The sequence below is a fragment of the Priestia koreensis genome, from assembly GCF_022646885.1.
Lineage (GTDB): Bacteria > Bacillota > Bacilli > Bacillales > Bacillaceae_H > Bacillus_AG > Bacillus_AG koreensis_A.
Genome location: NZ_CP061868.1, coordinates 2,511,005 through 2,535,479 on the forward strand (window position 1 = coordinate 2,511,005; position 24,475 = coordinate 2,535,479).

General features: G+C 40.9%; 27 protein-coding genes, 2 pseudogenes and 1 other annotated feature. Of the genes and pseudogenes, 6 read left to right on the forward strand and 23 right to left on the reverse strand.

The features are described 5' to 3' along the window. Positions 1 to 45 precede the first annotated feature (45 nt). A complete protein-coding gene (locus IE339_RS12835) occupies positions 46 to 1,143 on the forward strand; it encodes a GerAB/ArcD/ProY family transporter (protein WP_242168056.1) in 1,098 nt (365 codons plus the stop codon). 182 nt (positions 1,144 to 1,325) lie between these two features. Here the strand turns inward: IE339_RS12835 and IE339_RS12840 are convergent, their stop codons facing one another. The 15 genes from IE339_RS12840 to IE339_RS12910 all read right to left on the reverse strand — a co-directional run bounded on the left by IE339_RS12840 (position 1,326) and on the right by IE339_RS12910 (position 12,854). Continuing rightward, positions 1,326 to 1,469, reverse strand: a complete 144-nt coding sequence (locus IE339_RS12840) for a GNAT family N-acetyltransferase (RefSeq protein ID WP_242168057.1) — start codon at positions 1,467 to 1,469, stop codon at positions 1,326 to 1,328. Positions 1,470 to 1,472: 3 nt separating this feature from the next. Beyond that, a complete protein-coding gene (locus IE339_RS12845) occupies positions 1,473 to 1,766 on the reverse strand; it encodes a hypothetical protein (RefSeq protein ID WP_242168059.1) in 294 nt (97 codons plus the stop codon). An 8-nt stretch (positions 1,767 to 1,774) separates the two neighbouring features. Beyond that, positions 1,775 to 2,155, reverse strand: a complete 381-nt coding sequence (locus IE339_RS12850; protein WP_242168061.1) for an SHOCT-like domain-containing protein — start codon at positions 2,153 to 2,155, stop codon at positions 1,775 to 1,777. A gap of 14 nt (positions 2,156 to 2,169) precedes the next feature. Further along, positions 2,170 to 2,538, reverse strand: a complete 369-nt coding sequence (locus IE339_RS12855) for a DUF2089 domain-containing protein (RefSeq protein WP_242168063.1) — start codon at positions 2,536 to 2,538, stop codon at positions 2,170 to 2,172. Positions 2,539 to 2,716: 178 nt separating this feature from the next. Continuing rightward, positions 2,717 to 3,256, reverse strand: a complete 540-nt coding sequence (locus tag IE339_RS12860) for a chromate efflux transporter ChrA (RefSeq protein WP_242168065.1) — start codon at positions 3,254 to 3,256, stop codon at positions 2,717 to 2,719. Then, complete coding sequence (locus IE339_RS12865; RefSeq protein WP_242168067.1) at positions 3,253 to 3,855, reverse strand: chromate efflux transporter ChrB; 603 nt, start codon at positions 3,853 to 3,855, stop codon at positions 3,253 to 3,255. The genes IE339_RS12860 and IE339_RS12865 overlap by 4 nt, the downstream gene beginning before the upstream one ends. A 17-nt stretch (positions 3,856 to 3,872) precedes the next feature. Next, positions 3,873 to 4,349, reverse strand: coding sequence for a chromate efflux transcriptional regulator ChrS (locus tag IE339_RS12870; RefSeq protein WP_053401881.1), 477 nt, complete (start codon positions 4,347 to 4,349; stop codon positions 3,873 to 3,875). A gap of 141 nt (positions 4,350 to 4,490) precedes the next feature. Continuing rightward, positions 4,491 to 5,834, reverse strand: a complete 1,344-nt coding sequence (locus tag IE339_RS12875; protein WP_242168070.1) for a 5'-deoxyadenosine deaminase — start codon at positions 5,832 to 5,834, stop codon at positions 4,491 to 4,493. Positions 5,835 to 5,991: 157 nt separating this feature from the next. Beyond that, positions 5,992 to 6,882, reverse strand: coding sequence for an HAD family hydrolase (locus IE339_RS12880; protein ID WP_242168072.1), 891 nt, complete (start codon positions 6,880 to 6,882; stop codon positions 5,992 to 5,994). A 200-nt stretch (positions 6,883 to 7,082) separates the two neighbouring features. After that, positions 7,083 to 7,970, reverse strand: a complete 888-nt coding sequence (galU, locus tag IE339_RS12885; protein WP_242168074.1) for a UTP--glucose-1-phosphate uridylyltransferase GalU — start codon at positions 7,968 to 7,970, stop codon at positions 7,083 to 7,085. Further along, positions 7,967 to 8,347, reverse strand: a complete 381-nt coding sequence (locus tag IE339_RS12890; protein ID WP_242168075.1) for a GtrA family protein — start codon at positions 8,345 to 8,347, stop codon at positions 7,967 to 7,969. Before IE339_RS12890 ends, galU begins: the two co-directional genes overlap by 4 nt. Positions 8,348 to 8,360: 13 nt before the next feature. Beyond that, positions 8,361 to 9,338: a glycosyltransferase family 2 protein gene (locus IE339_RS12895; RefSeq protein WP_053401886.1), complete on the reverse strand. Its 978-nt coding sequence runs from the start codon at positions 9,336 to 9,338 to the stop codon at positions 8,361 to 8,363. Between the two features lie 17 nt (positions 9,339 to 9,355). Continuing rightward, positions 9,356 to 11,404, reverse strand: a complete 2,049-nt coding sequence (locus tag IE339_RS12900) for a glycosyltransferase family 39 protein (RefSeq protein ID WP_242168077.1) — start codon at positions 11,402 to 11,404, stop codon at positions 9,356 to 9,358. 300 nt (positions 11,405 to 11,704) lie between these two features. After that, a complete protein-coding gene (locus IE339_RS12905) occupies positions 11,705 to 12,163 on the reverse strand; it encodes a hypothetical protein (RefSeq protein ID WP_242168079.1) in 459 nt (152 codons plus the stop codon). 187 nt (positions 12,164 to 12,350) lie between these two features. Beyond that, positions 12,351 to 12,854 carry a GNAT family N-acetyltransferase gene (locus IE339_RS12910; RefSeq protein ID WP_242168081.1) on the reverse strand — a complete coding sequence of 168 codons (504 nt, stop codon included), beginning with the start codon at positions 12,852 to 12,854 and terminating at the stop codon, positions 12,351 to 12,353. Positions 12,855 to 13,293: 439 nt separating this feature from the next. Between IE339_RS12910 and IE339_RS12915 the strand changes: the two genes are divergently transcribed. Next, positions 13,294 to 13,764: a hypothetical protein gene (locus IE339_RS12915; protein WP_242168083.1), complete on the forward strand. Its 471-nt coding sequence runs from the start codon at positions 13,294 to 13,296 to the stop codon at positions 13,762 to 13,764. A gap of 58 nt (positions 13,765 to 13,822) precedes the next feature. Here IE339_RS12915 and IE339_RS12920 read toward each other — a convergent pair whose 3' ends face one another. Further along, positions 13,823 to 15,139 carry a hemolysin family protein gene (locus IE339_RS12920; RefSeq protein WP_242168085.1) on the reverse strand — a complete coding sequence of 439 codons (1,317 nt, stop codon included), beginning with the start codon at positions 15,137 to 15,139 and terminating at the stop codon, positions 13,823 to 13,825. Between the two features lie 347 nt (positions 15,140 to 15,486). Between IE339_RS12920 and IE339_RS12925 the strand changes: the two genes are divergently transcribed. Next, positions 15,487 to 15,675: a hypothetical protein gene (locus IE339_RS12925; RefSeq protein ID WP_242168087.1), complete on the forward strand. Its 189-nt coding sequence runs from the start codon at positions 15,487 to 15,489 to the stop codon at positions 15,673 to 15,675. Between the two features lie 230 nt (positions 15,676 to 15,905). Here the strand turns inward: IE339_RS12925 and IE339_RS12930 are convergent. From IE339_RS12930 to IE339_RS12950, 5 genes and pseudogenes are all read right to left on the reverse strand, one after another. Then, positions 15,906 to 16,394: pseudogene (locus IE339_RS12930) on the reverse strand (GyrI-like domain-containing protein); the annotation flags it as partial. Positions 16,395 to 16,397: 3 nt separating this feature from the next. Further along, positions 16,398 to 16,544 carry a hypothetical protein gene (locus IE339_RS12935; protein ID WP_242168090.1) on the reverse strand — a complete coding sequence of 49 codons (147 nt, stop codon included), beginning with the start codon at positions 16,542 to 16,544 and terminating at the stop codon, positions 16,398 to 16,400. A gap of 59 nt (positions 16,545 to 16,603) precedes the next feature. After that, complete coding sequence (gene metG / locus IE339_RS12940; protein WP_242168091.1) at positions 16,604 to 18,229, reverse strand: methionine--tRNA ligase; 1,626 nt, start codon at positions 18,227 to 18,229, stop codon at positions 16,604 to 16,606. 58 nt (positions 18,230 to 18,287) lie between these two features. Continuing rightward, positions 18,288 to 18,553: a binding site (T-box leader), on the reverse strand. 117 nt (positions 18,554 to 18,670) lie between these two features. Continuing rightward, positions 18,671 to 19,228, reverse strand: a complete 558-nt coding sequence (locus tag IE339_RS12945) for a GNAT family N-acetyltransferase (protein ID WP_242168093.1) — start codon at positions 19,226 to 19,228, stop codon at positions 18,671 to 18,673. A gap of 2 nt (positions 19,229 to 19,230) precedes the next feature. After that, positions 19,231 to 19,999, reverse strand: a pseudogene (locus IE339_RS12950) (Nif3-like dinuclear metal center hexameric protein). 200 nt (positions 20,000 to 20,199) lie between these two features. Here IE339_RS12950 and IE339_RS12955 point away from each other — a divergent pair. Both IE339_RS12955 and IE339_RS12960 read left to right on the forward strand, forming a co-directional pair. Further along, the gene (locus IE339_RS12955) at positions 20,200 to 20,523 is read left to right on the forward strand and encodes a PadR family transcriptional regulator (protein ID WP_242168095.1); all 324 of its coding nucleotides are present in this window, start codon (positions 20,200 to 20,202) and stop codon (positions 20,521 to 20,523) included. Positions 20,524 to 20,536: 13 nt separating this feature from the next. Further along, positions 20,537 to 21,298, forward strand: coding sequence for an HAAS domain-containing protein (locus IE339_RS12960; RefSeq protein WP_242168097.1), 762 nt, complete (start codon positions 20,537 to 20,539; stop codon positions 21,296 to 21,298). Positions 21,299 to 21,328: 30 nt separating this feature from the next. On the opposite strand, the gene IE339_RS12965 is transcribed toward IE339_RS12960, so the two are convergent. After that, positions 21,329 to 21,922, reverse strand: a complete 594-nt coding sequence (locus IE339_RS12965) for a hypothetical protein (RefSeq protein WP_242168098.1) — start codon at positions 21,920 to 21,922, stop codon at positions 21,329 to 21,331. 234 nt (positions 21,923 to 22,156) lie between these two features. Next, positions 22,157 to 22,942 carry a GNAT family N-acetyltransferase gene (locus IE339_RS12970; RefSeq protein ID WP_242168100.1) on the reverse strand — a complete coding sequence of 262 codons (786 nt, stop codon included), beginning with the start codon at positions 22,940 to 22,942 and terminating at the stop codon, positions 22,157 to 22,159. A gap of 240 nt (positions 22,943 to 23,182) precedes the next feature. Here IE339_RS12970 and IE339_RS12975 point away from each other — a divergent pair, with 240 nt between their 5' ends. Further along, the gene (locus tag IE339_RS12975) at positions 23,183 to 24,391 is read left to right on the forward strand and encodes an MFS transporter (RefSeq protein ID WP_242168102.1); all 1,209 of its coding nucleotides are present in this window, start codon (positions 23,183 to 23,185) and stop codon (positions 24,389 to 24,391) included. The last annotated feature ends 84 nt before the right edge of the window (positions 24,392 to 24,475 follow it).

Here is a 24,475-nt window from a genome sequence, read left to right on the forward strand (position 1 = left end):
ATCTTACTCGAATTTGTAGAATTATTTGAAAGGAGGTCTTCCTTCATGGAAAAGGCGAAGATAAGTGCCAGTCAGCTGTTTATTTTGATGGTACTTTTCCAACTCGGAAGTGCCCTACTCGTCCCACTAGGAATGCGAGCTAAGCAAGATGTTTGGCTAGCCATTTTTTTAGGCAGCGTCTGTAGCTTTGCCCTCATGATTATTTATTATCAGCTGTATCGCCATTATCCTGACGTACTGCCTACTACGTATGTACAAAAAATATTAGGAAAACACGTTGGCAAAACCGTGGCGTTCATTTATCTTCTCTATTTCATGTACAATTCTTCTCGAGTACTGCGTGATTTTGGCGAAATGCTTTTAACGTTCGCCTATCCTGATACACCGCTGTTCATTATGAATGCGTTGCTAATGCTTGTCATTATTTATACAATCCGTAAAGGCATTGAAGTGCTCGCAAGGTCTGGGGAGCTCTTATTCATGTTCCTCTATATTCTCGCTGTAATCGGATTTATCTTAATCATTTTTTCGGGCCTCATTGACTTATCAAATTTACAGCCGACTCTTGGGAATGGACTAGGACCTGTTCTAAATACTACCTTTACTGAAACACTCTATTTCCCGTTCGGAGAATCAATCGTTTTTACCATGATTCTTCCGTACTTAAAACATCCGAAAAAAGCGAAATTCACGATGATTTGTGCAACCGGACTTACTGGAATTAACTTAACGATTACATCGCTTATTAATGTAACCGTTCTCGGAGTAGATCTTGCTTCTCGCTCTCAATTCCCTCTTCTGTCAACGGTTCAAAGTATTCAAGTAGCTGATTTTTTAGAGCGATTAGACGTATTCTTTATGCTTGCGCTTGTGATTGGGATCTTCTTTAAAATAGGGATCTTATTTTATGCAGCGATGATGGGGACGGCAGATTTATTTAACATCAAATCTCCATCTCGGCTTTCATACCCGCTCGGTCTCGTTATCCTATTTACATCAATGATTATTGCAAGCAACTTTCCTGAGCATCTGTACGAAGGGCTACGCATTACGCCTTTAAAATTACATATGCCGTTTTTAGTCTTGTTTCCAAGTTTTTTACTTCTCGTTGTCTATATTAAACGACGGCTAAAACTGAATTGAGGTGGTAATAGATGTACGCATGGATTTACGATTACTTTATTAATACCGTTTTGTTTCCATTAACATGTCTCATAGGCCTTGGGGGCTTCTTGATCCTTTATGGCTATAAAAGCATAAAAAAAGAAAATTCCAACTCCTAATTGACCAAAGCAGCTTGCGATGAACAAGCTGCTTTAAATTTATTAATCCACAAATTCTTCTTTTAAAATAGAATACAAACGCAAATCGCGATGAATTCCCTTCATCAGCATTCCTTTACGAATGGTGCCTTCTAACGTCATTCCGGCTCTTTTCATCACTCGCTCTGAGCCGATGTTTTTGCTCATCTGTTAGAGCTGAACCTTCACCTTTGTTCCATCTTCAAGCGCAACATCAACGAGTACTAATCCTTTATGCTGCTTCAATTCAGCTAAAAAGGATCGAACAATCTTCCGAATCATCGTGGCATCCATCGCAAGCAACCATTTCTCGTATTCTTTATTTTTGGAGTGATTCACCCAACGATTGGCCTGCTTCCAAACGAACTTTGATGAAACCACTGCCCCTATAAGGCGAAGAAATGCAAAAGGAAGTGGAACCGTAATTTGTCGACGATTTTCTACTTGCACACGCACCGTCATCATCAACTTACCTACTCGATATACACAGCGACAGTATCACCGTCAGCAGATTTTACATCAACAATTTGCCCTACTAATTCTTGCTCAATCGCAGTAATCAACAGATCAATATCCAAATCTTTCACGTACTTTTCCGCTTGAGGGATATTTTTCGCAATGCCATGACCTGCCTTTAAAACGGCTTTTACGAGTTTAATCGGTAAATTAACGCTCACATTGTCCTTATCGCTTGAGATGACCCGAATCCGAAGCGTACGATCTGAGTAAGGAGATACCGCTACTGCTGTTTCTGTTTCTTTCTCTTTCAATACGCTAATAAGTTCGGCCGCTTTATCTGAATCAATTCGTCCCTCTTGCACCATTGTTAATACTTTTGTGATTTCCTCTTTCATCGTTCATCCCCCTATTATTTTTTTAACATTTTAAGCGCTTCTTCTGCTGAAATTTCGCCTCTTTCAAGCATTGATACGATGTTTTTCTCGTCTCGCTCTGGTTTTTTTGGTACTTCTGCTTGATGACCGAGTGCTTGAATAATCTCGGACAGTTTTCCACGAACCGTTGGATACGAAATACCGAGCTCCTTTTCCACTTCTTTAATATTTCCGCGACAAACAAGGAACGTCTCCACAAACTGTAGATGCTCTGCCGATAAAGAAGCAAGCTTTGAAAGCTGAAAATTATTTTCAATCGTCGTCTGACAGTGACCGCAGTGCAGCTTTGTTACATTTAAGGAATGACTGCACACCGGACAACTTGTTAAAACTGTATAACTCATAACAAGCCCCTTTCCTTAATATGGTATCATTATATAACGCCTTAATTAAATAAATCAATATATAAATTAATTTTTTAACTTTTTATTTTATATTAATTAATAAAATTAATATTTATTTTAAATATATAAAAACAAACATATAAAAAAAGCATCCTTCCAATGAAGAATGCTTTTAAACTTAAATGTGCGGAACGACCAGACCACCGTATGCAAAGGCAATTAAGATGAGAATGGCTGGATGCACCTTGAACTTCGTCATTGCCACGAGCGAAATAAGGCCAATGACGACAGTTTGAATCACCCCAAGTGACACAACGGAATCCCGTCCCATCTCCCACGTTAAAATCACCATCATAATCGCGATAACGGGCTGTACGAGTAGCGTCATCCCTTTTACGACTTTTGATTGGCGGTGACGCTGCAGTAATTTTAATAATAAAATCAATGCGACGGCTGACGGAACAACGGTCGCAAACATCGCTACGAGTAGACCGACCCAGCCCGCTATATCATAGCCAACATAAGCCGCAATTTTCGTCGCGATCGGTCCAGGTAGGGCATTACCGAGCGCTAGCATTTTTGAAAACTCTGTATTAGTAAGCCAGTGATATCGATCCACTACTTCTTGATACATAAGAGGAATGGATGCAGGACCTCCACCGTATCCAAGAAGATTTGCAATAAAAAACGCTGCAAGCAGGGCAATCAGTACGTTCATGCTGATGCACCTCCTTTGTTTTCTTTTTCGTTTTTATCCCCGTTATTTTTTTTGAACTTATCCCGCAGTTTAAAATGAACAGATCCATACGCAAGAAAAATGATAATAACAATACCAGGATGAACGTTCAAGGTTTGCAGAAGTACAAAGCTAATCACAAATAAAATGACTCCTAATACTTTCCCAAGACCCTTCACCGCTTTAGCAGCAAACTCATAGGCCATAATACCAAGCATCACACCAACGACTGGCGTAATTGCTGCAATCATTCCTGCGACAACTTCTGACCCGCTTAACGCATCCGCTAGTGCGAACAATACAATCATCGCTAAACTTGACGGCAAAATATGGGCCAGTGTCGCAACAATCGCTCCTACCGTTCCCTTTAGCTTATATCCTAGATACGCAGCCATCTTCGTCGCAATCGGCCCTGGCAGTGCATTCGCGATCGCATATGTTTCCCCAAATTCTTCATCCTCTAGCCATTTGAATCGCTTCACGGCCTCATGGCGAATAAGTGGAATCACGGACGGACCTCCGCCAAATCCTAAAATTCCCGTTCGCACCATAGCGATTATCAGCTCTTTGTAGATACTCATCGCTGTTTCCTCCTCTATTACAACTTCATCCCCATTCGACTTTTATAGCGTTTAATTAAGATTTGACAGTCTACGCTTACGACCCCTTCAACACTATAAAGCTTCTCTGTTAAAAATCGTTCCATTTCTTGATTATCTGCAAATATCCCGTGCATATGTAGCTTGCTCGGTCCCGTCATATGATACAAACTCGTTACCGCATCTTCTTGTTCAAGCTGTTCTGCTACGCTTTCTAAAAATTTCGGCTCCACGTCTACATTAAAAAAAGCGGACACATGAATGCCGATTTTTGCTGGATTGATCACGGTCGTAAACTTTTCAATCACGCCTTGTTCGACCAGATTATTAATGCGCGTTTGAACCGCTACGCGCGATAAGCCAATTTCTTTTCCAATATCCGTATAAGAAGCGCGGCTATTTTCGTGCAGCTTTGATAGAATTTCTCGATCGACGTCATCAATTTTAAGATCCGGAATGCGGTAGTCTGAATTCATTTTCGGTCATCTCCCATCTCTTTCATGAACTTTTTCATTCTAACATACGAAACGAAATATAAAAATAGATTTTAGTTACGTTTTGAAGTGAAATTATTTTTTTAGTAGACAAAAAGAAAACCTCCCATTGTGAGGAGGTGATTAACGTGAAACGGATAGATGCGGAATTTTTCGTAAAAGGCGTTTGATCGACTTGTTGGCTTCGTGTAGAACTATTTCCTTATCGAGCGTTCTCATAAGGCGGTTTTCCATTAAAATCTGACCGTTTACAATGGTCGTTTCAACGTCTGCACGAGTAGCCGAATACACAATTCGTGAAATGGGGTCTACGTCAAACGATGGATACGTGTGAAAATCACGTAGATTAAGAATTGCTATATCTGCCTTTTTGCCAACCTCAATGCTCCCTATTTCACGTTCCATCCCTACCGCTCGTGCTCCGCCGATGGTCGCCATTTTAAAAACCGCCCTTGCATTCATTGCCGTAGGACCGTAAACCGGCTTTTGAATGAGGGCCGCAAGCCGCATTTCGTTGAACATATCTAGATTGTTATTGCAAGGGGCCCCGTCTGCTCCTAGACTAACGGATACGTGATGATCTAAAAGTGTTGGAATATCGGCAATTCCAGATGCTAATTTCAAGTTTGAACCGGGACAGTGACTCACATGAACGCCGTTTTCCTTAATAATCTTTCGCTCCTCGTCATCAAGCCATACGCAGTGAGCGAGAATTAATCGATCCGTCGCAAGCCCTAGATGATGCAGATACGTAACGTTGCGCATCCCAGTTTCATGCTCGACTAGTGCAATTTCACCTTGATTTTCAGAGGCATGCGTATGAACATGAATGTGGTGCGTTCGGGATAATTCGCTCACTTCTCGAAGCAGCGCCTCTGTGCACGAAACGACAAAGCGAGGCGAAAAGGCATATTTAATTCGGCCTTCATACATGTGCCATTTCTCCATTAAATCCACGCTGTTCTGAATCGAGTCATATGTATTCTCCTGTAACGGAAGCGGGACCTCATCCCCTTTATCCATCATGACCTTTCCAGATAAAGCACGAATGCCGCTTTCCGCAATCGCTTGAAAAGCCGAATCCGTGTAGTGGACCGTTTCCATGTCTACAATGGTGGTGGTTCCACTTTGAATTAATTCACCAATCCCAAGCATCGCAGAATAATAAATCGATTCCTCATCATGTGATGCCTCTAATGGCCAAATACGCTGCTTCAACCAGTCCATTAGCTCCAAATCATCGCCTTTTCCGCGAAAAAGCGTTTGACATAAGTGAATATGGGTTTGAACAAAGCCCGGAATAACCGTACGATTCGTCCCGTCGATCATTTTATCAACCCGATCGACGTTTAAGTTGGGGCCTACTGCTTTAATGATATCGTCCTCAATATAAATATCTCCCGTTATAATCTCCTCATTCGCATTCATCGTCACAATTTCAGCATTTCGGATTAAAATTGTCTTCATCTCTATTTTCTCCTCCCCGTGTACGCTTCACTGATGTAAAGTACTCACCATTATACCGAGTTGAGAGAATCTTTTTACATTTTATGTAATGAAACCTCACATGGAATTTACAACTAAAAAACACCGATTTTGTTAGATCGGTGTTTCATTCGTTTCGTTATTTGGTTGCTGCTTCGCTTTCACGCTCAGCGGATGCCTCTTTTATAAATTGAGACAAATAACGAGCCACGCCGTTGTCATCGCACGTATATTCTGTCACATCATCAACGACGTCTTTAATATGATCGCCAGCATTTTTCATCGCCACTGCGTAGCTTACAAACTGAAACATTGGTAAATCATTGTTGCTGTCACCAATCGCTAAAATTCCGTCAGAAGATAAACCAAAGTGCTTCAGCATCTGCTGAATACCTGTTGCTTTATTCACGTTTGCGACCATAACCTCTACGTTATGATGTGAGGATGTAGACGTTGAAAAATCGGTGTCTTGCTTTAATTTTTCAAGCTCGTCTTTAAACGCATTAATATGTGTAGTTGTTCGCGCAAAGAAATAAAACTTTGAAAACTCACTGCCTTCCACACGATCCTTCCAGTCAATTTCTTCTTGAATCGCTTTTTTACGTGAAAGCCATTCATTAATTTCAACATCTTCAGGCTTTGGATCTTTAATTTCGTTCAGAACGTATTCTTGGTCCTGTTTCAACGTTACGCGCGCGCTGTTGTATGGAAATAATTCATAATAGACACGGTGCTCTCGTGCTTTTTCAATAATTGTGTGTACGAGTTCAAGGGAAAGGGAATGCTTAAATACCATTTCTTTGCCTACATACCCTGCCATACCGTTTGATGTAATAAATCCATCTACTTCAAAGCCATCAGGCACCAATTCAGCAATTTCATCAAACGCTCTCCCCGTTGCGATAAACACATAGATTCCCTGCTTACGCAAACGATCAATCGTTTCCTTCGTTTCCATGCTTACTCGATTTTGACGGTTTAAAATAGTGCCATCCATATCTAAGAAAATGGCTTTCGGTGTTGTAACCATAACGATTTTCCCCCTCTTTGTAAAAAAGAATGCACTTTGAAGTATATACCTTTGACCTGACAAACTCAACGCATGTGCGCTATAAAATTGCCTCTATCTCCCGTCATAGAGCGCTATTTTCATGATTATTAAAGGTTTGTAAATACCTCATTGTCCTCTATCGCCATTAGCTACAACACGATGTTAATGAGTAGCTATCTCTAGACACTCTTCCTCTGAACCTCTTTACAAAATAACTCTTCAAAATAAGATACTAAATGCGGACGAAGCTCTGTACGTTTCAGACCTATTTCCATGATCGCTTTTATGTAGCCAAGCTTATCACCGATGTCATAGCGGCTCCCTTCTAGCTCTAGAGCAAACAGCCCCTCACGTTTGCACATGTGTGCCAGTGCATCTGTGAGCTGAATTTCATTTCCTGCGCCTCGTTCAATCGTTTCAAGGATCGCAAAGATTGAAGGAGGAAGAATGTATCGACCCATAACCGCTAAGTTCGACGGAGCCAGTTCTTGCGCTGGCTTTTCAATGATAGTACTCACTTCATATACCCCGTTATGTGAAAATCCTGGTTGAATGATTCCATATTTGCTTACTTCTTCTTTTGCCACGGCCTGAACCCCTACAACAGGTGCTGACGCTTGTTCATATACTTTTGTCATCTGCTGCAATGCAGGTGGCTCCGACATCATAATATCATCACCTAAAAGTACTGCAAACGGCTCGTCACCGATAAATTGTTTGGCACAAAGGACCGCATGACCAAGTCCGAGCGGCTCCTTTTGTCGAATGTAATGAATTGTAGCCATCGAGGAAATTCCTTGTACTTCTTTGAGCTGATCATACTTCCCTTTCTCTTCTAACAATTGTTCAAGCTCAATGGATTTATCAAAATGATCCTCAATGGATTTTTTATTTTTTCCGGTTACAAAAATAATGCTTTCGATTCCTGACTGAACCGCTTCTTCTACGATGTATTGAACAGCCGGCTTATCCACAATCGGAAGCATCTCCTTTGGCTGTGCTTTTGTTGCAGGCAAAAAGCGCGTGCCTAGTCCTGCCACTGGAATAACCGCTTTTTTTATTTTCATTTTTTCTCTCCTCCAAATTCAACGTCACGCACAAACACCAAGCGCGTGCCAACATAATTAATACCAACTCCTACAATCGTCGCGACCAACTTACTCACGATGAGTGACCAATCAAGCTGCTGATGAAGCTCTGATAATAAGACTGACGTCACAGCAAGCGTGATAAGATTTACGCTCATAAAAGCGATAACCTCTTTTTTTGAAGCGGCTCCTTTTTGCTGAAACGTCCATGAACGGTTTAGCATGTAGCTGTTTGCTAAACCACCGCTGTACGAAATGATTTGAGCAAGAAGATACGGAAAGCCCCCTAGCGTCAGTAATGTAAAAAGAAGAAAATCGATGCCGGTGTTTACGATACCGACAAGACCAAACTTCAAAAATGAATACCACCTACTCATGTACAACACTACTTACTACTTGGCGCTCTTTTCGCTCCATTCCGTAACACTCACGAACGATATAAAGCGGACGATTTTTCGTTTCGTCATAAATACGACCGATATATTCACCCACAATACCAAGTAAAATCAGCACGATACCGCTGAAAAACAGCTGTATAACAATCAATGAAGCCCATCCTTCCACGGTGCTATCTGTGAAGAGCTTTTGATACAGAACAATAAACATATAGATAAATCCAGCAAGTGATAGAAGGCTTCCTGTATACGTCGCAAGCTTTAGTGGCTTATAGGAAAACGTCGTCAATCCGTCTAGGGAAAGCTTTAGCATTTTTTTAAGCGGATACTTTGTTTCACCCGCTAATCGCTCATCCCGCACATACTCTACGGCCGTCTGCTTAAATCCTACCCAGCTAACGAGCCCTCTCACAAAGCGGTTTTTCTCCTGAATGCCTTTCATTTCTTCACAAACACGGCGATCAATTAAACGAAAGTCCCCCGTATCAACGGGGATATCGACATCCGTTGACGCACGTAAAATACGGTAAAAGAGAGAGGCCGTTTGCTTTTTGAAAAACGTTTCGCCTTTTCGCTGCACGCGCTTTGCGTACACCACGTCATAGCCTTCCTTCCATTTCTCAATCATCTCTAAAATCAGCTCTGGTGGATCTTGTAAATCAGCGTCAATTACGACAATTGCTTCTCCTCTTGCATAATCCATCCCAGCCGTAATCGCAATCTGATGACCGAAGTTTCGTGAGAAGTCGATCAGTTTGACCGAATCGTCCCCGTCGCTATATCCCTTTAAAATAGCGGCGGTTTGATCTCGGCTACCGTCATTGACAAAGAGAAGCTCGTAAGCTTCCTTTGTCGAATTCATCACTGATTTTAAACGACGATAGGTTTCATGAATAACGGCCTCTTCATTGTAGACAGGGATCACAATGGAATAGCGCACATGTTTTTTCATTTAAACTCCTCCCTTTATTATTGAATTTCGTATAATTTTAATGATCCACCCATTGGGGATGACGTTTTTGTTGATTGCCATTTACTTGATGATATTTCTTTTCCGTTTTTCGTAATCCAGTTCAGTACATCTGAATTTCCTGCTTTACCTCGCCCGTCAGACGATAGTAAGAAGTATTTCACCTCGCCGTTTGCGACCATTTTTTTCAGTTTAGACACGGTCATAATCGGATCCGATCCTGAAAATCCTCCCATTGCCATGACCGCTTTTCCTGTTTCAATGATGTATGGTGATGCGGTATTTGAATCCGTTGTCGCAAACAGGTATTTTTCTCCTGTATTGTGTTCGGTTAGATACGTAATCGTTTTCGCATCTGTTTGACCACCCAGCATGCCTCTTCCCATTCCACCTGCAGTACTTGATGTAGGACCTGCTTCTGGAAGCATGCTGTTGCCGCCATAAATAATCGGTGTTGCCGCCCAAAACAGTGGCGCTACAAGAAGCACAAACAGCGCGGCAAGCGAAACAAAAAACGATGCTCGGTTTTTGCGTTCTTTTTTGAATAGAAGTACGGCTGATAACAGAATGCCTGCTACGCCCACTCCGATGATCAACCCTTTTCCAATCGTATCAACCGTCGGCATCAGCATGTACAGCTGAAAAATCGTTGTTCCAAGAAGTCCAGCTGGCAATAACCAAGCTCGCCAGCCTTCACGATTTCGGTACATTTGCATCAATGTTGTCCATCCCGCACCCACTAGGACTGAGATCGCTGGGGCAAGCATAATAAGATAATATTGATGAAAGAATCCTGCTACGCTGAAAAATCCTGCAATTGGAACGAGCCATGCCATCCAGAACAAGCTTTCTTTTTGTTTTCTCTTAAGCTTTTGTTTTCGTCTAAATGTAGAGAGAAACCCAATTGCAGCGATGATCGCAAATGGCAGAACCCAGCTAATTTGCTCGGAAAGACCTGTTTTAAACAAGCGAAGCGGTCCAGGTGTTCCTGTTCCAAACATTCCGCCGCTTTGTTTTCCCATTTGAGGAGGCGTTCCTTTTCCATTTCCCCCGGACATCTGCGGTGGATTTCCTGCTTGGTTATTATTTCCTCCAAGCATTTGTGGTGGCGTCATGCCTTGCTTTTCCATTTGCTTCTGCATTTCCTTTTGCTGCGCCTTTGTTAAATTCCCTGGCATTCCTTGAGGTGCATTTCCGTTTTCCATCATCTTTTGCATTTGCTTTGCACTAGGCATGTTTCCGCCACCACCAGGACCATTTTGCCCAGTTAGACGAGAGACGCCGTTATAGCCAAACGCAAGCTCTAGAACAGAATTGGTTTGACTGCTTCCCATATAAGGGCGTTTGTCAGCTGGAATAGCATCCACAACAAGTGCCCACGAAATAGACACAGCAACTAGTACGGCTGTAGCTGTCGTTAAAAACCCAAGCTTCTTCTTCCAATTGATCTTCGTAGCTAGTACGTAAAATAGATAAAAAGCTGGTAAAATCATATACGCTTGCAGCATTTTCATATTGAAGCCGATTCCTACAACCGCAAACGATGCAAGCAGCCAAATCAGCTTTCCTTTTTTCGTTGCCTTAAACAATAACCACGTAGCGATTAAAAGGGTAAACACTAGCATACTATCAATATTGTTTGTTCTACTCACAGCAGCAACAATCGGTGTACAAGCCATAACTAAGCTTGATAATCGAGCGGCTGTTTTGCCAAAGCTTGGTTTTACAAGAAGATAGATGAGTAAGACCGACCCAATTCCTGCTAATGCCTGTGGTAAAATAACGCTCCACCCGTGGAAGCCAAAAATATATGCGCTAACCGTTTGAATCCAAAACACAACGGGTGGTTTATCGACCGTGACGTATCCCGCGGGATCAAAGGATGCAAAGAAGAAATTATGAAAGCTTTGAAGCATACTTTTTACCGCTGCCGTATAATACGGATTCACATAGTCATCCTTCCATATATTAAAAATGTTTAAAAAAGCGGCGATGAACATAATCAGGATGAGTACAAAATCAAACCGCCTTGTTTTTGCTTGTTTCATTATTTTCACTCCTTTTTCTAATCTACGAGTACTATAAAACGACTCTGTGAACTGAATATGAACGTTGGAATGTTTTCGTAAAAGTTTTTAACCACGTACGCTAACCGTAGAACTAGCAAAAAAACCGCCCAGAATTTAACTCTGAGCGGTTTTTATATAGGGAAAGCATTTACCATTTAAATTAGTCTTTCGTTGAACAAACATGGTGGAAACCCTATTTAATAATCATTTCCTTCAATTACCATTATACTAGTGAGCGTAACTTTATTAACCAGCTCCCCATTGTTAAAAGATACAGTTCTATTCCTTTACTTGAATCAAAAATACATAAGGAGCACTGTTAGCAGGTACATCCTTTTCCTTCTGCTCTGACCATTTTGCATCATACACATAGCCATACGTTCCTTGCTCCGTCGGCACTTCAAACTGATCATGATGCGTACGAACCTTTTTTTCAGTTCCATCTACTAGTTGTGATAGCGTGGCGCTAGTAGGCTTCCGTTTAGCATTTATGGCAAAGGATAATGTCTCTCCGGCCTTTACCTCTATGGCTTTTTTCCCTTTTACGATTTTCTCAGGCGCTGCTTTATCTACACACACTGCTTGACCTACGCCTGACCAGCAATAGCTTCCAAGATACGTTTTATGCTGCTGATCTCCCTGCTGAATAAACATAGCAGGTGGATGAACATCCTTTTCCTCTTTATGTGAGCACCCTAGTAAGCTAGCAAGTGCAATCATTATCATCATTTTTTTCATTTCATCATCCTCCCTTTTCAACAGTAGACGGTGCTTAAAGGCCATTCGTTACATTTTTGATCGCTGTCGCAAAAAATTTAACAGCATCATAAAAGGAAGGAATGTCAGCGTTCGTATAGAAAACAGGAAAAGAAACAAAAAAATTCCCAGAGCAACATCCTCTGGGAATATCTCTTCGCTATACTTGTCACAAAAAGAACGCCATCAACATATTATCCGCGTACGAGCCGTCCGCAAATTTTAAGAAGTTTCTCTCCCTTCCTTCCTCTACAAATCCCATTTTTTGATACACGTGAACAGCTCGTTCATTGCTTGAGAGAACGCCTAAACAAATTTTCTCTAACCCTTCTTGTTTGCTCCCCCATTGCTGCATCTCGTGAATGAGCATTTTCCCGGCCCCTTGATTTCGTATCGATTTTGTTAATCCCATACCAAAAAAACCAGCATGAGACAGTCGTTTCATTGGACTTCGTTTAAAAGAAAGAAAGCCAATGACCTCCCCGTCTGTTTCGGCTACAAGCGTAACACCGCCTTGTTTTTTAGTCTGCTCTAGGCTTTTCTCTTGTTCCTCTTTTGTTACGTGAAACTCCTCCACTGTCGAAATTAAAAACATTTCCTCTTCAATCAGTTCACGGCGAACGCGTAATATGGCTTCTGCATCATGTAGATGCGCCTGTCGAACGGTAATCACAATCCATCTCTCCTTTTCTATATTTTACCACACCAAAACCAATCAAACGTCCACACGTTTGATTGTTGAACAGATGTTGACTGCTTTCTTTTCTTTACGAATCATGCGATTGGAATACAGATTAAGCGCAGCCGCTAAAAATCGATCATTCGTCCCAAAAGGAAAGGCGGTTTGCTTTAGTGACGTTCCAACTTTATCTTCAGCTGTATGATGTCAAAACAAAGTAGTCATTGTCATATAGCAGGGTAATTTTTAGGAATAGAAGAAGGACGTGATTGCATGATGCAAGACCGATTGCTCAGATTAAACTCCCCTTACTATCCTTTTCGCAATGACATTTAAGATAAATTTGGATATATTTAGAAGGGTAATCTCATTTTACTTAAGAGAAAAGTTTACTTAAAATGGCCGTGTAGACGGCAGAAAGGAACAGAAGCAGTTGTTAGATCATGTATTAATTCGTAAAACGAACGCAAGCCTCATTTCCACATTGCTTGTTTCAATCCTAACAGCTTTTTATTTAGAAATTCGTGGGATAAATGTAGAGCGAACAATGACAGATTATATGCTTATCACAGCAGGAATCAGTTTTTTTGTAGGACTGTGGACAATTGTCTATATGAATCTATTATCTTTACTTGCTGGGAGATTAGGAACACCTAGCTCATTACGGCTTAACGGTCTATACATTGGGATTTTAAGCGTATTAGGATTGCTAGGAGGATCTTATTTTGGAAGTCACCAAGGAATTTCCTTTTGGGTCGTTGGCTTCTTCATAGGGTTTTTGTATGGATTCATTGACGTTTTAACCGTTCGTTTGTTAGAAAAATTTTACCCTACCTATCCTCTTTATTTTATTCCTATTTTGCTGTTTGTCGTATGCTCGTTAGCAATCGTAATTATATTTTAGTTTTTAGTTTTTTTATTGTAAGCAGAAAGAAAGCCCGGAAAAAATCCCGGGCTTTCTTTTATTCGGCGCTGTGCTCTTCTTCGACTTTCACTACTTCGATGGCCTTAATCTGATGACCGTCTAAATCTTTAACTGTAAATTGATATCCTTCGTAAAAAATTGAATCGTCCACCTGTACATCAATTTTTTGCGTTAAAATCCAGCCTCCAATTGTATCAATCGTCGAATTATCAATATCAAGATACAGCAAGCGGTTTACGTCCGCAATGAGCGCTTTTGCTTGAAGTTTGTAGTGGTGATCACCGACTTTTTGAATTTCAAGCTGCTCCTCTTCGTCAAACTCATCTCGTATTTCTCCGACGATCTCTTCTAAAATATCTTCCGTCGTGACAAGACCAGCCGTTCCACCATATTCGTCAATCAATACCGCCATGTGAATACGCTTCTTCTGCATGGCTAGCAGCAAATCGTGAATGGCAATGGACTCAATGACTTGAATGATCGGCTTCATGTACAAATCAATCGGCTTTTTCTTAATCGAGTCATCGATAACCACGTCATTTAAAATTTCTTTCACGTTCACAAGACCTAGCACCTGGTCTTTGTCACTATCACTTACAACCGGATAGCGCGTGTAGCGCTCCTTAACGGCAAGGTGCAGAAATTCTTCTACCGTTTGATTACTGGAAATAACCATCATTTCTGTTCGAGGCACCATAATCTCTCGTGCCACACGGTTATCAAACTCAAAAATATTGTTTACGTATTTAAATTCAGACTGATTAATCTCGCCGCCCTCATAGCTTTCAGACAAGATAATACGCAGCTCTTCTTCACTATGTGCAAGCTCATGCTCAGAGGCAGGCTTTAGTCCAAATAACCCGACTAACACACGCGCTGATCCGTTTAAAATCCAAATAAACGGAAACATGATGCGATAAAACCAAATAAGCGGTGTAGCAAATAATAATGTTACGGTTTCAGCTTTTTGAATAGCAGCCGTTTTCGGTGCAAGCTCTCCCACTACAACGTGTAAAAATGTCATGACCGCAAACGCGATACCAAAGGATAAAAAATAAGAGGCTGTAGCAGACAGCTCTAAGCTATCAAAAACCGGATGAAGAATCTTTTCAACCGTCGGCTCCCCAAGTGCCCCGATTCCAAGAGCTGTAATCGTAATCCCTAGCTGACAGGCTGATAAATATTCATCCAAATGCGACGTTACCTTTTTAGCGGCAAGCGCCCCTTTTCGTCCTTCTGCTACTAGCTGATCCACCTTCGAGCTTCTCATTTTCACAATCGCAAACTCGGCCGCTACGAAAAAAGCCGTTAATAAAATTAGAACCGCAACTAATATTAAATTAATGGTTATCAAATATGATTCTTATCCTATCCATGTAGGATAAGAGTCCACCTCCTGTTAAATAGAAAAATAGATTAATAGTTGTATAGGCATTCCATGCTGCACTACCGTCTATTTTTACATATGCCATACTTGAACAACTGCTAAATTGATACGTCTCTGCCCCATGGAATCACCCCCTTAAAAAAATCGTTTCATTTTTCTTACTCATTCATACGAAGACAGGATTCAAAAGTTTCATTTTTTCGTTCATTTTTTTAAGAAACATACATCTAGCTTTCAAAATAAACAAGTGACCGCTCCATAAACTGTATGATATGGTGAATATACACATTATCTTTAGCAAAAAGGAGAGTAACATGAATACCCAAAGCTTTATCACCATTTTTATCATTTACGTCACCTTGGACGTTTTAAAAGGCGTTCACCTTACCAACAGCTGGATCATTAATCACCTCGTTGAATTTGCGGCATGCATGCTCGTCTTTTATATCTTCTCAAGCGTTTGGTACTTTTTTACGAAAAAGCACCCTCATAAAAACGGTTAAAAACGCTATGAATGTATGAAGAAAAAGAAGGCTCCACAAGCATGTAAAAAAGAAACCATAGGCTCTTTTTTATAGCTTTCCTTTTCATGTGTAAAATAATGAATCACATATCCATTCACCGGATATTTATAATCTAAAAAAGGCCTAGAGAAATTTTTATACTCAGGCCCTTTTCCGTAATATTTTGACGTTCTCTTTTTGCGCGATTGATTTCCAAGTAATTTATCTATTTATTTAGTCATGATCGGAACCCAGAGTTCATTTCTAGGTTTATGTTTTGGGGGATAATAACATTCAATACAAGGTATATCCGCAAGTTCATATCCAGAAGTTGGAACCCACTCTACATATAATCGTTTCCAGGCATTCGTGATACCCGGAAAAACAGCCCAAGTTCTGTGATGAATCGTGTGCGTTTCCAAACCAATTGGAGCTTTTCCATCATACCGGACACCCATAAAGTATGTAAATTCCTCATCCGTAATGGCGGCCTCTTTTCCACAAACACCCAAAAGGCTTTCAAGGGTGCATTTTGGCTCTTCCCAAGACATATCAATTAACTGCTGCATAAATCCGTCTTTTTTGGCGCCACTCCAAAGCGTGGGAATTGTTTTAAAGGCTCTACTTGTTTTAACTACCTTGCCCTTCCCTACAACTTGTAAGTCAAAATCAAGCGTCTCAATTCGATACTCCATTTTGATATCTCCCTTTATTAAAATAATTTAAAGCATCATGCTATTTGTCACGTTTGAAATATCCCACCCGCTTATACGACTAATCCGATAAACGTTTAGCATACATTCAACAATGACCCATGCACCGATTCCGTACAGAACGCTTGCTATATTTAACTTTGCTACGTAGTTCATATTCTCACCTTTCGTTTTAGTTATTTTCAATATTTTACCATAAAATCAACATAAAAGGCTCACAGTGATTGCTTCGCTAAACGATCTAACTCTTCTTCAATCTGCTTGACGTCGATTCGTTCAAAGAGCGGTTCTATACCTTGAATTGTTGTTTCACTTATGGAAATGGGCAACCACTGCCATTCTTCTATTCCTAAGAGAGTTTGTATTTTGGTGCTTGAAAACGGTAGAAAGGGCGCCAAAAGCTGTGCAAAATTAACGATGCTGTACACACATGTTCGAATTGTTTTGTATCCGGCCTGTGGGTCCTCCTGTCGCTGTAGCCATGGCTTTTGTTCATCAAAATATTTATTGACCGCGCGAATCCCCTGAAAAATCTCTTCTAACGATCGTTTAAAGGCTGTTTTTTCAATTCCTTCTCCAACCGTCTGATACAGCGTGGAGACAAGTTGTGAAATAGAAAGATCAAGCTCACCGTTTGGAAGAAATCCCTCATAATACTTCTCAACAAATTTTAGCGTCCGATTTACAAGATTTCCATAAGCACCTAATAGTTCACCGTTGTGACTTAAAATAAATTCGCGCCATGAAAAATCCGTATCGCGATTTTCTGGTGCATTAATCGTTAAAAAGTAACGAATGGAGTCAGGATCGTAGCGCTCGATCATATCAGGAACCCAGACAGCCCAATTTTTGCTGGTCGATAGCTTCTTTTTTTCAAGCGTCAAATACTCGTTGGAAACAATATGCGTAGGAAGCGCATCACCGTTCATTCCAAGTAAAAGAGCGGGCCAAATAATCGTATGAAACGGAATATTATCCTTTCCATGAACGTAATAAGACGTGACATCCTTTTCCCAAAATGTTTCGTATGATTTTTGGTGCTTTGTCCCCCACTCTACGCTCGCAGAATAATAGCCAACTACCGCCTCAATCCATACGTACACTTTCTTTTCTTCGTAACCCTTCACCGGAACAGGTACGCCAATTGGGAGATCTCTAGATGCAGCTCGATCCTGAAGCCCTTCACTGAGATAGCGCTTGGTAAGCCGAATCGCATTATCACGCCACCCCGTGCTCTCCTTTACATACTTCTCAATCTGTTCCTGTAGCTGACTAAGCGCAAAATAAAAGTGCTCCGTTTCTCTAACAGTCGGGTGATCACCACAGACTTTACACGTCTTGTGTAGCAAATCAACCGGATCTAAAATGGCGGAGCATGCCTCACACTGATCGCCTCTTGCTGCCTGACCGCAGTGAGGACAGATTCCTTCTACATAGCGGTCAGGCAAAAACTGCTCGCACGTATAACAATACGCCTGCTCGGTTTCCTTTTTATAGATCCAGCCGTTTTGAATAAGCTCGTTAAAAATAAGCTGTACAACGTGATGATGATTTTGTGTATCGGTTCGCGTATAGCAGTCGTAAGAAAACCCTAGCTTTGAAAAACATTCGTAAAACTCCTTGTGATAGCGATCCGCAATTTCTTTCGGTGCGACCCCCTCTTGTTTGGCACGAATCGTAATGGGCGTTCCGTTACAGTCACTTCCTGATACATATAAAACTTTCTCACCCTTCATTCGATAATACCGTGCCAAAATGTCTCCTGATAATAAACTAGCAATATGCCCTAAATGCAAGGAACCGTTCGCATAAGGCCAAGCTCCTCCGATAAATACCGTCATATTTTGTTTCCTCCTTTAGTAAAATGAACGCAAAAAAGCCCCGTCCCTATCTGCATTAGATAAGGACGAGGCTATAGTCTCGTGGTACCACCTTAATTTATAAAAGGCTCACACCTTTCATCTCAACAAGTACGGAGCATTCAGCTCTTATACTGTGACTATGGTAACGAGCGCCAACTCTCGTGGTAGCCTACTCATGTACAAACACGTTCAGCTACACAGGCTCAGGGACCATTGTTCAAATGATGATTTTTGCTTCTTTTCAGCACCCGAAGCTCTCTGTGAAAAATCTCTTCATCCTACTTTTCCCGTCTTCGCCTTTTGATCATAAGGTTAAGATTATTATAATCATCTTTACCTCAATAATCCAACATTTTTTCAATTATTTTACATTCACCACTATATCAAGCATCTTTGCCGTTGTGGATGTCGTTCAACTTTTCATTTCTCTTCCCCGCTAAAAAAATGTGCCATCATGACCGTATTGTAGTATTTTCCGTCTGATAAGCGCTTGTCTGCTTTTAATACGCCTTCTACTTCAAAACCAAGTCTTATGTATAGGTCCATTGCATGCTTGTTCGTTTCCAGTACACGGAGCGTCATTTTTTTCATTTGCTGCTGATCGGCCCACTTTAGCGATTCCTTTAGCAAATTGGTTCCAATCCCCAAGCCCCAATGTGTCTTTTTCACCCCTACTCCAAATTCAACTTGATGTGAAAGGCGCTTTAATTCACTTCCCGCACAGCGCGAAAATCCTACAAGACCTCCCTCTACTTCTGCCACAAGAAAAAGGCATTGTGGAGTACGTGTATCTTTCCCAATGAGCTCTTGAAATCCTTGCTCATCAATAAACCCCTCACCGGGCTCACGATCAAAATGCTCGGTTTCCCCGTCCACTTGAAGACGTAAGGCCGACAGTTCCTTTGCGTCGTCTTCTGTAGCGGAACGAATGATGTAAGACAGGTCGTTTCGTTGAAAAACTTGTGGAGATATCTTCATCGTTACACCTCTTTTCCATGATTAAGTTCAAAGTGCGCTTCTCTAATTTCGACTAATTCAACCGTCGAATTCAATTCTTTAATGCGTTCTGCCAGCGTTCGCATGCCAAATATTTCGGTAAACGTATGACTTCCTGCGATGAGATTCATACCCACAAACGACGCAATACTGAATGCCGTATAGCGTTGCTTCTCCGGTTATATACGTATCGCATCCTTGTTCCAGCGCCCATTTTAGATGGTCAGTTGTATGACCTGCACCTGTTAAAATACCCACTCTTTTTACGGGTTGATCGTGATTCTTCCATCCACGGACAGGCTCTTGAAGAGATGTACGCATACTTTGTAAAAGTGATTCAAATGAAATAGGAGGCTTACATAAGCCAATCCCCGGAAGATCACCCCCGTCATAGATGGAATAGCGTTCAACGTCTACTCCAATGACGTTCATAAGAGACGTAGATGTGCCAAATTCCACAAAATCAAGCGGTGCGTGAATGTAGAAACTGCTAATCTTATATTCCCTCAGCTTGCCAACACATGCCTCTCTTAATCCGTGAAGGAAATCCCATGCGTCGTGATGCGTTACAATTAGATCCACACCTGACTTATGTGCATCTTCAATAACCTCTAACGATAGATTGGTTGCATACCCAATTCGTTGAATGCTGCGGTTGGCTTCATATATGAAACCATAATCATCATCAAATTCCTGAAGAAGCTTCTCAGGAAAAAGTTTTGTGATGATCTCCTTAAATTGCCTCGTATCCATTCGTTTTCTCCTCTAGCGTCTAAAATGGTGTCATGTAGAAAATTATTCCATCTTTTTTGTTATTCGTCACTATCTTGTTTTACAAAATAGTTGACTTCCAATATTTTCTGTTCTATCATGTATTACAAGATACTTACTTCCCAACAAAAGGGAATCATTCGTTTCGATTTACTATCTTGCATTACAAGGGAGCTGGGTAATTGGCAACAAGCACACAAATGTTAAAGGGAATTTTGGATGGCTGTCTACTCGCCGTCATTGCACGGGGCGAAACGTATGGCTATGAAATGATTGAAAAGCTTGAACAGTATGGCTTTCACATGATTAGTGAAGGAAGTATTTATCCCGTTCTAATGCGCATGCAAAAAGACGGACTCGTTACAACGGTCACAAAGGCTTCACCTAGCGGGCCAAAGCGAAAATATTATTCCATTACGGACCTGGGAACAGAGCGCCTAGAGGATTTTGAAGAAAAATGGAATGACTTATCAAAGGCGGTAAACACGCTGTTTCATAAACAATAAAGGAGTGATGTTCATGTTATCTAAAAAAGCCGAACAGTTTTTAACGGACTTACATCTATACTTAACAACGTATGGAAAGAATGAACAGGAAATCAAAGACATTGTAGAGGAATTACGAGATCACCTCATAGAGGCCGAACAGCGCGGGAAAAACATTGATGATATTACCGGGGGTTCTCCTAAATCCTATATGAAACAAGTAAAAAATGAAATGCAAACGGATAAAAAGGAAATCTTGTCCCTTCTCATGCTTTTCTTCCCGCTTTCCATTGCATACATTATTTTACCAGACGCCGTTCAGGGAAAAGCAGCGTATACGCTATTAGAAATGATTGGTTACCTGTCTATTTTCGCCATTGGGCTCATTTTATTCATTGTTATTGCGCGTTTAGATAGCTTAAAAGCATTGTCTTCTTCCGCTCAAATGGTGCTCTATGGCATCGGTGGAGGATTACCGCTTGTCTTATTCATAGCTGTTAAACTACTAAACAATTGGTTAGAGCTTACACCTGTATGGACCGCAACACCTCTACAAAATAACTTAATTATCATCGTCTGCTCACTTTATTTTATCGTATGCTCCATCATGATGAAAACGTGGTCGACGATTGTCGTTCCGCTTCTTATTATCGTACCAACACCTATTGCCTCTTACTTCACGGATTCCGAAAAATCACAAGCCATTATTAGCGCTTCTATTTTAATGGGAGGAAGCTTACTCATCTCACTTTATTTATTTCTTCAAATGAAACGCGATATGAAGGAAACTCAATAGAAAAAACGGCAGTAATTTCACTGCCTTTTTTTAGTATGAACTAACAAAATACCAATTTCGATCCATCTTCGTCATCTCTCTGAAATGAGCATCAAAGGCTTTTTCAGACGGTTTTTTATGAGTAGGTGTATAAACAAAGCCAGAAAAGTTATCCATTGCTCCTAAATACATAAAAAATAGAATGCTGTACCCACCGCTTGTTTTTGCAACGACTACTTCACCGCCGCCGCTTGAAAGATTCTTAAATTCCGATGGTAAAGTGATCAATGTAGGCTGATCCGATATGTTTTTGCTGAGCTCGCCGCTTTTAATCTTTTTTACTACTTCTTCTCTTTTGGATTGATGCAGCTCAAAATCAACTCTTAAATTAATTTGATTAAATGGAACCAAAAATAAAAGAGCAATCGTGACGACTTGAACAATGATCGGCTTCAAGTCTCTGTGCTTAACGAGTTCAATGACCGCTTTGATCGTGGCCACAATAAAAAAACCATACAGAACGAAAGCAAGGGGAAACAGCATAAATTCGGTAATCACATCAACGATTTCCCACTTAAAAAACTCATACAAAATAACCAACACACTACTGATGATGGCCAGTAGAAACCATTTATTTTGTTTCACTGTTGTTCAACTCCTGATAAAGATAATCTCGTGTACGTACCCTCACAAATGACCTCAAATATTGTAAGTACTATGTATTCATTCAAAATGAACAGCTTATTTTAGCACACCGCCTTTTCCTTGAATAGCCTTCTTTTTAGCTTATATTTCTTTACAAAACAAAAAAGAGAAAAACCACAGTCGTTTTCCTCTGACACATAGTTAAGCAGAATAAAAATCTTGCTTTATTCCCCCTTACGTACCCTGAATTTCGATAATACTTCGGCCACTCAAATAAGCATGACCCGTTGTCAGCTGTTTAACGGTTTCAAATCCGTATTTTTCGTATACGCGCTGAATACTTTCATTAATAGGAAAAAGCCATAGCGTTTCGACGTTTTGCTTCAACGATTCCTGCTTGATCTCATGCAGTAGTGGCCCGACTAATCCCTTGCCTCTATACGCCTTTAAAACGGCCACACTTTCTATTCTTCCTTGATCATGATGACGATACAAACAGGCAGTTCCACAGGCAATTCCGTTGTAGCGTAGTATGTAGTGTACAAAGGCAGGATGCGCGAACTCTTTTTCGAAGGCTTCTCTTCGTATACTCCCACCAAACTCCTCAATGCTGCACTCAATCTCAATCGCCGCTTCTTTATTATGTTTCGTTACGCGTTCAATCGTAATTTCTTCCCGCTGCCGTTCATTTTCTAAAGAACGATTCCACACTTGAACAGGCGTTTTCAGTTCTTCATACTGAAAGCCTTTTTTAATGAGAGCCGCTTTAAAATCCCCTAGTTCCTCTGTGTTGTATAGGTAAAAGCGCGGTACAATACCCTTTGACTCATAAAAAGCACTCACTTCATGGATTACTTCCTCTGAATTTTCCGGCTGAGAAGCGAGATGCGCATGATTAGCATCATAATAACGCGGGTTGTCTTCATCTACAAAAATTGCTCCCCAATTCGTTTGAATTCTTTTCGTAAACGTTTCTAAATATGCAAAATCTAAGTCCATAATTTGTTGGAATGTTGCCATCGTTTCCTTCCTTTCATATGATGTTCTAGTTGAAATTACCGTTTCTTTATGAGAAAGTAATTGTAAGTATTTTCTAAAATTATAAGATTGATAGGAGAAATTGTCCAATGTGATTTCTTTTTGTGAAACGATTATGACAACCATATAAGTGTTGAAAAAATCAAGGTTGCTAGGTCATGCCCCTGCCTTCTAGCCTTGTAAGGGCATGTACAAGGTAGCCTCACAAAAGGGGATTTAACAGTGACAAAATCTTTTTACTCACTTGCTTACGGGCAATCTTTTGCTAATCTCGGTGATGTGTTTTACATTGTAGCGCTTATTTCCACCGTCTATAACGTAACAAACTCGATGTTTTTCGTCGCGCTCGTTCCGTTTTGCAATACGATGGCTGGCTTTTTAAGCAGCTTTCTAGCACCATTATTTATTGATCGGTATCGTCTAAAGCATCTACTAGTCTATTCGCAGCTCTGCAAAACCATCTTACTGCTTGTCCTATCCATCTATAGTACGTTACATGGATACAACCACTTGTTTCCCGTACTGTTTGTACTTATTTTTTTGATTGCGTCACTAGATGGAATTGCGAACCCTGCAAGCAGCGCATTGCTTCCACAGCTCGTAACAGAGGAAGACCTAGTAAAGGCAAATAGCATTCTCTCGTCTCTTTATCAAGGTATTCAGCTAGGCGGATGGGCCATTGGGGGAGTAGTAGCCGGCGTTTTACACGCCAACGGACTTTTATGGTTTACGCTCATCTTATATGGCATTTCCACGATCGTCATGAGCGGCATTCGAAGCCTTCAGGAAAGTGAATTTACATCCACTCGTACCACACAGTCCATGTGGGAGGGATGGCGTGTCATTCTTCATCAAAAACAAATGCGTACCTTTCACCTTCTGATCTTTTTTAACAGCATCGCCAATACGGTTTGGGTATCAGCCATTCTCTACCCATTTCTACAGGAACGATTACACGTTGGAACACAGTGGTGGAGCTATTTGAATGTTTCGATGCTAATTGGACTCACGCTCGCTGGGTTCATCGGCATGAAGTATAGTGAATTTATTGAAACGAAGCACACCCTTCTTCTCATAGGAACAACCGGTATTATTGTTCTGACAACGCTCTCCTTTGGGCTCAATCAGCTTCCGATTATTGCGGTGATCATCATCGGGCTAAACGGAGTGGCGCAAGAGCTGCAAAGTCTTTGTATTCACACGACGATTCAGCGGCTTGTAAAAGAAAAACTGCTGGCTAAAGTTTATGCCGCACAAGGTTCACTCGTTATGCTGACGTTTGGATTATCAACCGTTCTAATGGGACTCATCGGTGATCATATTCATATTGTCGCCGTTTATTTACTCGCTGGTGTGTCCGTTGGTAGCTCACTTGTTGTGCTGCTTCTATCGCAGCGTTCAGCAAACAAAATCATAGATCTTGAATTATAAGAACCTAACCTATTACAAAAAAACGCTGTTGAATGTAACCATCAACAGCGTTTTTATTTGATTTAGATCAATGCATCAAAATGA